Source organism: Acetivibrio sp. MSJd-27 (assembly GCF_018918095.1).
Classification (GTDB): domain Bacteria; phylum Bacillota; class Clostridia; order UMGS1840; family HGM11507; genus HGM11507.
Window position 1 is genome coordinate 22,872 of the sequence record NZ_JAHLPV010000004.1, and the last position, 13,043, is coordinate 35,914.

Sequence of the window (13,043 nt, forward strand, 5' to 3'; positions counted from 1 at the left end):
TCGCTCATATCCGTGTCACCTCCATTCTTTTGAAAACGATAAGCTTAACAAGATTCTTAATGTTTACCGTATCAGAATTTGGCCCGACTGGTAAATGAGAAATGTCAGACCATAGGCCGCTACCATTTGCAGACAAAAACTAAACAGCACCCATCCCTTTGATTTTAGCTCTCTGACCATAGTGGAAAAAGCTGAGACACACGGTACATATAACAGACAAAACACCATAAAACTGTATGCTCCCATGGGTGTAAAATGATCGGCAATTCCCAGAGAAGGATTGCCTCCATATAAAACGGTCAGCGAGGAGACGACCGATTCTTTTGCAATCAGACCACTCAACAAGGCGATTCCAGCCTCCTGACTGCCAAATCCCAGAGGGGCTAAAACCGGCGCAAGAAGGCTCCCTATTCTGCCCAGAATGCTGTCACTCCCATCCTGAATGAAATGCAGCTGCAGACTCACGTTCTGCATCAGCCAAATCACCACGCTCATGGAAAAAATGATCGTTCCAGCTTTGATCAAAAAGCCTTTCGCCTTGTCCCAAAGCAGATAGAACGTACTCCGCAAGCCAGGCATCCGGTAAGGCGGAAGCTCCATTACAAAAGGAGCCTGACTAGTTTTGAACAGGGTGCTTTTCAAAAATAATCCGCATAACACAGCGGTCAGCATACCCAGGAAATATAGGCTGAACAGAACCATGCCCCGGTGTTCCTGAAAAAAAACTCCCGTAAAGAGGGCATAGATAGGAAGCTTGGCCCCGCAGGACATAAACGGAGTCAGTAAAACCGTCAGCCTCCTGTCTCTCTCATTCTCCATGGTTCTTGCCGCCATCACGGCGGGGGTTGTACAACCAAATCCCATCAGCATCGGAATAAACGCCTTTCCCGACAGGCCGATCTTTTCCAGAAGGCAATCCATCATAAACGCGGCTCTGGCCATATAGCCGCTGTCCTCCAGAAGGGAAAGGCAGAAAAATAAGATCAGGATCTGAGGCAGAAAACATAGCACACTGCTGATGCCTCTGAAAATGCCGCCGATCAGAAGGCCGTGAACCCAATCCGGCACGCCATTGCTTCGGATGATTCCGGAAAGGGGTTGTTCCAACAGGGTTTCCATTAAAAACTCCATTCCATTCTGAAGCCCTGTTCCCAATCCGCTGAAGGTTGTATAAAAAATGAGAAATAGCAATCCTATGAAAATCGGAATGGCGAGAAAACGGTTCAGCACAATTTCATCGGCTTTTTCCGCAAACGTTTTGGAAGGATTGGGATTTCTATGAATAAAACGGTGTGAGATCTGCTCCACAACTTGATAGCGGCTGTCCGCTAGGCTCAACTCCCTGTCGTGCAGACGGCTTTCCTGTTCGTATTTGCTTGAAATTTCTTCAAAGATACGAATTTCCCGGGAAGTATAGTTTTTGAGGCAGTGGGCATCGCTCTCCAGAAGCTTGGGTGCAAAAAAGTTTTCAAAGCCATCCTCTTTGATTTTGTTCTTAATCAGATTGATATATTTCTGCGTAACCGGCGGATAGCAAATGGAAGGGCGCTTGAAATGCTTCCTCTGATACAGCATTTTTTCCATGAGAAGATCTGAGTTTATTCCTTTTTTCGCTGAGATAGGGACAACTGGAATTCCGAGAAAGGCTTCCATTCCGTCATAGTCGATATGGTCTCCGCGCAGCTTTAGCGTATCGGACATATTCACCGCTGTAACAACCGGAATTCCAAGCTCCAGAATCTGCAAAGTCAGATACAGATTCCGTTCCAGATTGGTTCCATCTAGGATATTGATGATGCCCTGCGGTTTTTCCTTCAAAATATAATCTCTCGCGATCACTTCCTCCATGCTGTAAGGAGAGAGCGAATAAATGCCCGGCAAATCTATGAGAGACACCCCATATTTTTTGACCTGTCCCACTTTCTTTTCCACGGTGACTCCAGGCCAGTTTCCAACATATTGATTGCTTCCGGTCAGGCTGTTAAAAAGCGTTGTTTTCCCGCAGTTTGGATTTCCAATTAAGGCGATATTCATTCTTCTGTACCTCTTCTATCTGAATCTGTTTCATATCCTTTTTCCGCAGGGACAATTCATATCCCCTTACGCATATCAAACAGGGGTCTCCAAAAGGAGCTGTCTTTCTAACCGAAATTTTCACGCCCGGCGTGATCCCCATATCAATCAGCCTGCGGCGCGCCGGAGAAATTCCGACGATATCTTTTACGGTTCCTGTCCATCCTGGTTTTAATTCTTTCAGCGTCATGCTATCATCTCCTGTACTTCTTTTATTCATGATTATGCTTGTCTGTGGACAAATATACCTCTGCCGTTTTATTGCACTGAATTTTTGATAGCCTTGTTCTTAGAGCCTGTAAGCACGAGAGCCTAAAATTGGATTATTTTCTTCAAATTTTTTTCTCTTTTTTATGAATGCTTCACAAATTTGAATTGTAATTTTTATCTATGTTTTTATAAAAATTGTTTTTTGTATTTGTTGAACTTGAACAATAAAAATGATATACTAATCATATCATAGCATTGTAACTTCGTCTCTACGGAAAGCGTTGAGGATGCGTTATGAGCAGCGGGCGGATATTCATCTCCTGCATCGGCAGCATTTACTTTGCGAAAGTGTTTTTCGGAACGAAATTTTTTTATCTTATATAAAATACAAAATACGGGAGGAATGACAAATGAATAAAAAGTTTTTAGCGGTTACTTTATCTTTACTGATGCTTTTATCCGGTCTAAGCGGGATGGCCGCTTTCGCCGAAGATGGGGAAATTGTCTTTGCCGATTCGTTTGAAACGCCGTTTACCGATTTGCCCAAGGAGTGGACTTATTTTGGTGCGAACAGCGAAGGCAACGTCAAGGCGGATACAACCACTGCTTCCGACGGGAAATACAGCGTAAGGATTACCGAGGAATCCAACCAGGCCAGCAGCGGTCTTCAGTCAAAGCAGTTCAAGGTGGAGGCCGGAAAGACTTACACCGCTTCGGTGGACAGCTATATTTTCAGCGGACAATGCCATATGTTTTTAAAATATTTTGACGCTGCCGGTAAGCAGCTGTTCAGCAAATCTGTCTCCAATGCACTTGCCGGAAAATGGACCACGATTTCCATCTCTGAGCCGGCTCCTGCGAACAGTGCAGCCGGCAGTATCGTTCTGTGTATCAACAAGGCGTTAATCGGTGATGGATGTTATGATAATGTCAGGGTGCAAAGCGGCAAAGCATCGGTTTCTCAGCCTGCTGATTCCGGCGAGATTACCAATCCCCCGGTGCAGTCTGCGCCTGTAGATGCAAAATTGGTCGCTCCAGATGGAAACGGATTGAAATACATGGCGTATAACGAGAAGGGGGACACCCTCTCCGATTTCTCTTATGCTGGTTTCTATGCAGGTGAAGTTGACCTGCCTGACACTTCCAAGCTTCCGGTTATGGAGACAATTACACCTTCCGCTGATGCCGGCGCCGATGACACAGCTCGTCTGCAGGAAATCATTAACAGGGCATCTGCGAGCATTCCGGATGGAGAAATGGGAGTCGTCAAAGTGGAAGCCGGGCGATATAACATCAACAAAAAAGGACTGGAGATCAAAAATGGTGTCGTACTCTCCGGTTCCGGCCAGGGACCAAACGGCACTGTGTTTTTCGGAACGGACAAATCTCAGTACACCGTGTTGAAAGCCAGCGGCAATCAGCCTGCTGTCATAAGCGAAAAGGCGGATATTACCGATGACTACGTGAAATCTGGAAGTGCGGAAATTAACATTGCTGCTGACAAAATCGGCGAGTTTGCAGTCGGGGACACCATTGTGATTTACCATCCATCCTCCAGTGAATGGGTAAAAGGGATGGAGATGTCCTCAACGAAAACATCCGCCGGAGCGGATAACTCTTGGAAAGAGGGCTCGGTCGACATGACGACCGAGCGCACCATAAAAGCCATCAACGGAACAACCATCACACTGGACTTCCCGATGTTTGTGCCGCTTGACAAGAAATATACCACTTCCTATATTTACAAGATTGATGAGAGCACCAAGATTACCAATTTTGGGGTTGAAAATCTGCGAGTGGAATCTTATTATAATGGCAATGCGGACGATGAGGAACACGCCAATGTGGCCATCGGATTGTCCAATGCAAAAAATGGGTTTATCCGTAATGTAAGCGCAAAACATTTTATATTGAGCGCAGTGCGATGCGGTGCAAACACAAAGCAAATCACGGTGCAGAATTGCTCCTCTCTGGAACCGGTTTCCAAGGTAGCCGGTTCTAGACGTTACTCCTTTTCCTGCACCACATCAGCCCAGCAGATTTTATTCACAGGTTGTTATTCGTTTGCCGGCCGGCATGATTACATGTCCAGTTATAGCTCGACCGGTCCGCTGGCGTTCGTTGACAATATTGCTGAGGATTCTACAAACGCTTCTGAAACCCACGGAACCTGGACGACTGGCTTGTTATACGATAACGTTTACTGTATTAACGCAGGAAACTATGGGTTCATCGCACTGTCCAACCGCGGGATCTACGGGACATCTCTCAGCCAGGGATGGACCGGAGCCGGATGCGTTGCATGGAACAGCCTGGCTCCAACGATTATTGCCCACAAGCCTTCCCTTACCTACCAGAATTTTATGGTAGGGACGTGGGGCCGGTATCTCGACGACGCGTCGTTGGCTCAGAAAGCGAAGGCTGTATCCACTTGGACGAACCTATATCACACCGACAACGTTCCTGCAGGCAGTGCGTCGGACTCTTTCTTTCAGACGACAGGGGAGACGCCTTTTGTCGGGGATGCATACCAGGAAGCGCCGACTGCGCCAGTAGAACCCCGAAGCCTGTTCAAAGCGCAGCTTGCGCTCCGTCTTACAGGCGATATGAAAAACGCAAAACCCAATGCGCCGATCCTTGTTTCTCCGAAAGCGGAGGCGGAACTGACAGACAAGACAGTGTCGGTTTCCGGTATCTATCAGATGGGGGCGGAAAAAGTTACGGTATATGTGGACGATAAAGCGACTGATGCAGTGTTGGATAGTGCGGCCAACACATTTGCACTGAGCGTTCCGATGACCGACGGCTGGCATAAAATCTATGCCACCCAGACGATCAATGGCGTGGAAGGAACAAAGGGAGCAGATCGTTTTATTCTGGTGGGTCAGGACGACAAAGCCAATCCTGACACCCTGCTGAGCGTTTATCCCCGGGAGAAGACTGCCTTAATCACCGCTGACAGCCGGAAAACCTTTGATGAAGTCATGGGTACAAGTCAAGGCGGTGAGGCTGACCAGTCAATCAAAATCCTCGTCAACGGCAAAAAGCTGACCACAGATGTGGAGCCGTTTGAAACCAACGACAGGGTTCTGGTGCCCATGCGCGCAATCTTTGAGGCACTGGGTGCCACGGTGGATTGGGATGAAGCTTCCGCCACAGCGACGGCAGTTAAGGATGGCACTGAGATTAAAATCACCGAGAATTCCGACATTGCATTCAAAAACGGCACGGAAGTCAAGCTGGATGTTACCGCAATGATTGTCCAGGATCGCTTTATGGTTCCGGTTCGCTTTATCTCTGAAAGTTTCGGAGCCGAGGTAGACTGGATTGACCGAAGCAAAACGGTTACGGTAAACCTCTCTCTGACGGTCTATCCTCCCGCTCATAATATTCCCAATGCTCTTACTGTCAAGAGTATTAAGGGCAGCGGAGATGACGGGGCAGGCAACGTGATTGAGAATATATTTGATGGAAATTTCACCAGCAGATGGGCCTTCCAGGGAGAGGGAGAAACTGCTTGGGGGATCTTTGACCTTGGGGGCGCCTATTCATTGGACAAAATCATGATCGCATTCTATTCCGGCAACAAAAGAGCATACAGTTTCTCTATAGACGTGTCTGAGGATGGTGTGAATTATACAAGAGTTCTGGAAAATGCATCTTCATCGGGTGCTTCCACCGAGCTGGAGAGTTTTGATTTGAAAGGTGTAAAAGCCAGATATGTAAAATATATTGGTGCTGGGAACAGCGTCAATGCTTGGAATAACATCACAGAACTGACTATCATAGAAAAGAAATAGTTTTCAATTGAGAAATACAAGGATAAGCGAGACGTAGGGAAACAGGGAACCGCTGCGCATTGCGCAGCGGTTCTTTCAGAAAGAAAAGAGGGTATCGGTGAAGAAAACTTCACCGATACCCCCTTTCGATGAAAGCTTTATTTCAGATATTTTTTTAAATACTGGCCTGTATAAGATTTTTCACATTTGGCAACCTGTTCCGGCGTTCCGGCGGCAACCAATTCACCGCCCTTGTCTCCGCCTTCCGGGCCTAAATCAATGATATAGTCCGCTGTTTTAATGACGTCCAGATTGTGTTCAATCACAATCACGGTGTTTCCCGAGTCAACCAACTGCTGTATCACGTCAATCAGCTTGTGCACATCCGCAATATGCAGTCCGGTGGTGGGTTCATCCAGAATATAAACCGTTTTTCCTGTCGGCTTCTTCGACAGCTCAGTGGCAAGTTTTACCCTTTGCGCCTCGCCGCCGGATAAGGTTGTGGATGGTTGTCCCAATTTAATATAGGACAATCCAACCTCTTTTAAGATCTCCAGTTTCCGCTTGATTTTGGGGACATTCTCAAAAAAGTTGATTCCCTCTTCTACCGTCAATTCCAGCACTTCATAAATATTTTTCCCTTTGTATTGAATATCCAGTGTCTCGCGATTATACCGTTTTCCTTTACAGACTTCACAGGGCACATATACATCGGGCAGAAAATGCATTTCAATTTTGATAATCCCGTCCCCGTCACAGGCCTCACATCGACCGCCCTTCACGTTGAAACTGAAACGGCCGGCTTTGTAGCCCCGCAGCTTGGCGTCCAGCGTGGCGGCAAACAGTTCTCGAATATCTCCAAACACGCCGGTATAGGTTGCCGGATTCGAGCGTGGCGTTCGTCCGATAGGGGACTGATCAATATTGATGACCTTGTCCAGATGTTCCAGCCCCAGCATTTTTTCGAATTTTCCGGGAACCGCTTTGGAATGATTCAGCTTTTTGGACAAGTGTTTGTTAATGATCTGGTTGACAAGAGAGCTTTTTCCCGATCCGGAGACACCTGTCACACAGGTCAGCGTGCCCAGAGGAACAGAAACTTCAATATTTTTCAGATTGTTCTCCGCCGCACCTTTTACCACCAGCTTTTTGCCGTTCCCTTTGCGCCTCTTCTTCGGCACCTCAATTTTACATTCTCCGCTTAAATATTTTCCGGTGACAGAACGGGGAACAGCGATAATTTCATCCACAGTACCCTGGGCCACAACCTCCCCGCCGTGAATACCGGCCCCCGGGCCAATATCTATTACATAGTCGGCAGACCGGATGGTATCCTCGTCATGCTCCACCACGATCAGAGTGTTGCCCAAATCCCGCAGGCGTTTCAGCGTGGCAAGAAGCCGATCGTTATCCCGCTGGTGCAGGCCGATGCTGGGCTCGTCAAGGATATATAAAACACCCATCAGGGAGGAGCCAATCTGGGTTGCCAAACGGATCCGCTGTGCTTCCCCGCCCGAGAGTGTCCCGGAATTTCTGGACAGGGTGAGATAATCCAAACCTACATCTTTCAGAAAGTGAAGCCGCTCTAAGATTTCTTTCAAAAGCCGCTGGGCTATCATCTTTTCTTTTTCCGTCAGGGTTAGTCCTTTCAGAAAAGAGATGATCCAATCCACTGGATGGGTTGTGATTTCAAAAATATTTTTATCGTTTACAGTGACACCAAGGCTTTCCTTTTTCAGGCGCGCACCCCCGCAGTCAAAACAGGGCTTCTGGGACATCAAGGATTCGATTTCTCCTCGCATCCAGCTGGAGCTTGTCTCACGGTACCGCCGTTCCAGATTGGTTACAATTCCCTCGAAATCAGACTGAAAGGTTCCGCCACCATACTTCTTCTTATATTGCATCGTAATCTTTTTACCGCCGGTTCCATGCAGAATTATATCCATAATCTCCTCAGGAAGTTCCTCCAAAGGAGTGTCCAGAGAAAAACCATAGCTGGCTGCAAGGCCGTCAAAATACATGGTTGCAATGCTGTCTTCCCCGTCATAATACCATCCGCTGGCTGTGATGCCGCCTTCCCGGATGGATTTTTCTTTGTCCATGATGAGAGCCGGATCGATTTTCATAAGATGGCCAATTCCGCCGCAGGTGGGACAAGCACCCATCGGATTATTGAAGGAAAACATCTGAGGGGAGAGCTCGTCAATACTGATGTTGCAATCCGCACAAGCATAGTTCAGAGAAAAATTGTGATCTGCTCCGTTCAACTCATTGATGATTACCAGACCCTCTGACAGTTCGGTTGCCGTTTCGATCGAATCAGCCAGCCGCTTGCGGATTTCCTCCTTGACCACCAAACGGTCGATGACGATCTCGATATGGTGTTTTTTGTTTTTGTCCAGTTTGATCTCCTCGGAGAGATCATAAATGTTGCCGTCTGCCCGGACACGGACATAGCCGCTTTTCTTTGCATTCTCAAAGACCTTGAGGTGCTCTCCTTTGCGGGCGCGTACCACTGGTGCCAGCACCATGATTTTGGTGCCTTGGGGCATATTCAGAACCGCATCCGTTATCTGATCGGTCGTCTGCTGTTTGATCTCCCTGCCGCAGACCGGACAATGAGGGATGCCAATGCGGGCATACAGCACCCGCAAATAATCATAAATTTCGGTCACTGTCCCTACGGTAGAACGGGGGTTTTTGGCGGTTGTCTTCTGATCAATGGAAATGGCCGGTGACAATCCCTCGATCAGCTCCACCTCGGGCTTTTCCATCTGGCCCAGAAACTGTCTGGCGTAAGAGGATAGGGATTCTACATAACGCCGCTGCCCCTCTGCATATATGGTATCAAAGGCAAGGGAGCTTTTCCCGGAGCCTGACAGACCGGTAAATACCACCAGTTTGTCACGGGGGATTTCCAGGTCTATGTTCTTCAGATTGTGCTCCTTTGCGCCCTTGATGTAAATGGTATCCTTCTGCATGTTTCTTCTCTCCTCACTCGGTCAACTCGCGGATTTTATCCCGCAGTACGGCGGCCATCTCGAAATCCAGATTCTTTGCCGCCTGCTGCATCTGGCGCGTCAGCTTCTTCACCAAATCTTCGGTGTTTTCGGCTTTGCCTTTTCCTCTCTTCGTTATCTTGTCCAAATCCTTTGTAGTGGTGATTTCCAGCAGTTCCCGCACCGCCTTGTGAATCGTCCTTGGAACAATGCCGTGGGCTTTGTTGTAATCCTCCTGAATGTTTCTGCGGCGGGCGGTTTCCCGGATTGCATTGTCCATTGCTTCTGTGATGGAATCGGCATACATGATAACCTTTCCCTCCGCGTTTCTTGCAGTACGGCCAATGGTCTGTACCAAAGAGGTCTCGCTGCGCAGAAAGCCCTGTTTATCTGCATCCAAAATTGCTACCAGGGATACCTCGGGAATGTCCAAGCCCTCCCGAAGCAGATTGATTCCAATCAGCACGTCAAACTCGCCCAAACGCAGATCACGGATGATTTCCATCCGCTCCATGGTATCAATGTCGGAATGGAGATAGCGCACCCGAATACCGGATTTGGTGAAAAATTCCGTCAGGTCCTCCGCCATCCGTTTGGTCAGCGTAGTGACCAAAACCCGTTCCTTCTTCTCAGCCCTGCTTTTGATCTCAAAAGTCAGATCATCAATTTGACTTTTCGTTGGCCGCACCTCAATCAACGGGTCCAGCAAGCCGGTGGGACGGATCACCTGTTCCACAATCTGTGTTGATAGATCACGTTCCAAGTCGCCGGGTGTGGCACTGACAAAGATCGCCTGATTGATCCGCTCCATAAACTCGTCAAAATTCAGCGGCCGGTTGTCAAAGGCGGACGGAAGCCGGAAGCCATACTCCACGAGAGCTTCCTTTCTTGCCCGGTCCCCTGCGTACATGCCCCGTACCTGCGGCAATGTAACATGGGATTCATCAACGATCAGCAGAAAGTCATCCGGAAAATAGTCCATCAAGGTGTAAGGCGCGCTGCCCGGTTCCCTGCCGCTGATATGACGGGAATAATTCTCGATTCCCTGACAGAAGCCCACCTCCTGCAGCATTTCCAGATCATAGTTGGTTCGCTGGGCGATCCGCTGGGCTTCCAGCAATTTTCCTTCCTGCTCAAAATATTGAATGCGGTCAATCAGTTCATCCTCGATGGTGTGAATGGCACGTTTCATTTTTTGAGAGGTGGTGACATAATGGGAGGCGGGAAAGATTGCGGCGTGGTTTAGCTGTCCTACAATATTACCCGTAATAGGATCTACGGTAGCGATACGCTCCACCTCATCGCCGAAGAACTCTACCCGGACAATATTTTCATTGCTGTTGGCGGGAAAAATCTCCAGCACGTCCCCTTTTACCCGAAATCTTCCACGGGTAAAATCAATATCGTTGCGCTCGTATTGGATTTCCACCAGCTTTTTCAGCACCTCGTCCCGCGGCTTTATCATGCCCGGACGCAAGGAAACAACCAGATCACTGTAGTCCTCCGGATCTCCCAGACCATAAATACAGGAAACAGAGGATACAATGATCACATCCCGCCGTTCAAACAGAGCGATGGTAGCCGAGTGACGGAGTTTATCAATCTCGTCATTGATGGAGGAATCCTTCTCAATATAAGTATCCGTCTGCGCGAGGTACGCTTCCGGTTGGTAATAATCATAGTAACTAACAAAAAATTCTACCGCGTTGTTGGGGAAAAACTCTTTAAATTCACTGCACAGCTGTGCAGCCAGTGTTTTATTGTGAGCGAGAATCAAAGTCGGTTTCTGTACCTTCTCAATCACTTTTGCCATTGTGAAGGTTTTCCCGGAACCGGTCACACCCAACAAGGTTTGAAATCGATCGTTCCGCTTTACGCCCTCCGCCAGTTTTTCAATCGCCTGGGGCTGATCTCCGGTGGGCTGAAATTCGGAAACCACTTCAAAATGATTCATAAAATTCCTTCCTTCCAAGTCGGTTTCTATAAGCAGTTCAAAATACAAGGGTTCCTATGATACAGTGACAGAGGCTATAGCAGGCTGTATTTGAGAGCCTTCGCTTTGATCGGAATGACAGTCTGTCGAGGGAGAAGGTGGAAATTGTTGTTTCCCTGCCATTTCAAGGAACGAGAAATCTCTAACGAAGGGAAGAGGGCAAAGAAAATGCGCTCTGCACGCTGTTCTATGCACCAATTATACCATACAAATATTCGCTTTGCAATAAATTTCACAATGTTAATTCATGGTTTGACCGAAATTAAGATTGCTTTTTCTCCCCTCTGTTGCTATAATAAAACTATGGATTGAGAACGCAACGGAGGTAGAAAAATGAGCTATATCATGGAAGATAAAATGTTCTTCTATAAAGCAAAAGAGGTGTTCACGCCGGAGATCCCCTTTAAGATTTACCGTATCACCCGTAACATTGAACAGCCTCAGCATTATCATGATTATATCCAGATGTGGTATGTGAAACACGGGGAATGTATCCACTATTTCAACGACGTGCCTCACAGACTTACAAAAGGAAACATCTTTATACTGCCTCCCAACGTGTCCCACAGCATGATTACCTCTGATATGAATAATACCGAACTGATCGGGCTGGAATTTATGGAAAGCTTTATCAATGAAGATATCTATAATAAGAGTGATAACCATCTGTTTGACTTTGCATATATCGAGCCCTTTATCGTCTCTCTGGATAAAATCAAACCGACTTTCCATCTGGACGGCACCATCGCCAAGACCATTGAGGGGTTGCTGGAAGAAACCTTGATGGAGTATGAGGCGCGCGAAAAATATTATGAGCTTTTCATCAAAGCGAATCTTTTAAAAATCCTCGCGATTGTCACCCGGGAATACGACAAGGGAATCAACAAGGAAAAGCAGAATATTATCGATAAATACAAGCAGGCTATGACCGACGCACTCAACTATATGCGCGCCAATTACCAAAATAAAATTTATCTGGAAGAGGTCTGCCGTATTGCTATGATGTCCCCTACTTACTTTTCTTATGTATTCAAGCAGATCACCGGTCGGACATTTACGGAATATCTGAACTACCTGCGAATTATGAAAGCAAAGGAACTGCTGACCAACTCCAATAAGACAGTCAGCGGGATTTCCTATGAGGTTGGCTTTAACGATCCCGCATACTTTGATCGAGTATTTAAAAAAGAGGTTGGAATGTCTCCGGGAAAATACCGGAAGTTTTTATAACAAGATAAAAATGCTTTTGCGAAGTGGAAGCCACGATAAAAGCGTTTTGCTATAACGGGAAGCAAAAGATTCCCACCCCTGAAATATTGCACAAAAAGGAGAGGTTTGTTTTGTATTACACAACAACCTGCCCATCCCCTATTGGCACCGTAACGCTGGCTTCCGACGGTCACAATCTCGTTGGGTTATGGCTTGAGGGACAAAAGTATTATGGCGGCACAATAGCGGACAAAATGACAAGGCAAGACGATATCCCTGTGTTCGATAGTGTGAAAAAATGGATGGATCGATATTTTGCCGGAGAGAAGCCGCTTATTTCCGAATTGCCCTTAGCGCCTATAGGCAGTGAATTTCGCCAGGACGTGTGGGATATTCTCTGTCAGATTCCGTACGGTGAAGTGATTACTTACGGCGATATTGCCAAAAAGATAGCCGAAAAAAGGAACAGGCTGAGGATGTCCAGCCAAGCGGTAGGCGGAGCGGTTGGGCACAACCCTATTTCCGTTATTATTCCGTGCCACCGGGTCGTAGGCTCAAATGGCAGTTTGACTGGATATGCGGGCGGAATCAGCATAAAAATAAAACTGCTTGAATTAGAAGGGGTAGATATGAAGTCGTTATTTGTACCCAAAAAGGGAGCGGATGTATTTAGGGAAAAACGGAGATAAAAATCTCTTTTGAGACAATAAGAGGACGGAAGCAATTTATGCTTTCGTCCTCTATTTGTTGTTATTCGGGAAGCAATGAACACAATTTATA

Annotated in this window: 7 protein-coding genes; 3 read left to right on the forward strand and 4 right to left on the reverse strand. The window is 47.1% G+C overall.

Annotated features, from left to right (window positions below):
- Window positions 1–63: 63 nt before the first annotated feature.
- Window positions 64–2,034 carry a ferrous iron transport protein B gene (gene feoB / locus KQI32_RS02395; RefSeq protein WP_216423783.1) on the reverse strand — a complete coding sequence of 657 codons (1,971 nt, stop codon included), beginning with the start codon at window positions 2,032–2,034 and terminating at the stop codon, window positions 64–66.
- On the reverse strand, window positions 1,982–2,263 hold the full coding sequence (locus KQI32_RS02400; RefSeq protein ID WP_177689596.1) for a ferrous iron transport protein A: 282 nt from the start codon (window positions 2,261–2,263) through the stop codon (window positions 1,982–1,984). Before KQI32_RS02400 ends, feoB begins: the two co-directional genes overlap by 53 nt.
- 430 nt (window positions 2,264–2,693) lie before the next feature.
- Between KQI32_RS02400 and KQI32_RS02405 the strand changes: the two genes are divergently transcribed.
- A complete protein-coding gene (locus KQI32_RS02405; protein WP_216423784.1) occupies window positions 2,694–6,083 on the forward strand; it encodes a stalk domain-containing protein in 3,390 nt (1,129 codons plus the stop codon).
- A gap of 137 nt (window positions 6,084–6,220) precedes the next feature.
- Here KQI32_RS02405 and uvrA read toward each other — a convergent pair whose 3' ends face one another.
- Window positions 6,221–9,043, reverse strand: coding sequence for an excinuclease ABC subunit UvrA (uvrA, locus tag KQI32_RS02410; protein WP_216423789.1), 2,823 nt, complete (start codon window positions 9,041–9,043; stop codon window positions 6,221–6,223).
- A 13-nt stretch (window positions 9,044–9,056) separates the two neighbouring features.
- On the reverse strand, window positions 9,057–11,015 hold the full coding sequence (gene uvrB / locus KQI32_RS02415) for an excinuclease ABC subunit UvrB (RefSeq protein ID WP_177691942.1): 1,959 nt from the start codon (window positions 11,013–11,015) through the stop codon (window positions 9,057–9,059).
- 372 nt (window positions 11,016–11,387) lie between these two features.
- Here uvrB and KQI32_RS02420 point away from each other — a divergent pair, with 372 nt between their 5' ends.
- Entirely contained in the window at window positions 11,388–12,284 is an 897-nt protein-coding gene (locus KQI32_RS02420; protein ID WP_177691943.1) for a helix-turn-helix domain-containing protein, read from the forward strand.
- A gap of 110 nt (window positions 12,285–12,394) precedes the next feature.
- Window positions 12,395–12,952, forward strand: a complete 558-nt coding sequence (locus KQI32_RS02425; protein WP_177691944.1) for a methylated-DNA--[protein]-cysteine S-methyltransferase — start codon at window positions 12,395–12,397, stop codon at window positions 12,950–12,952.
- The last annotated feature ends 91 nt before the right edge of the window (window positions 12,953–13,043 follow it).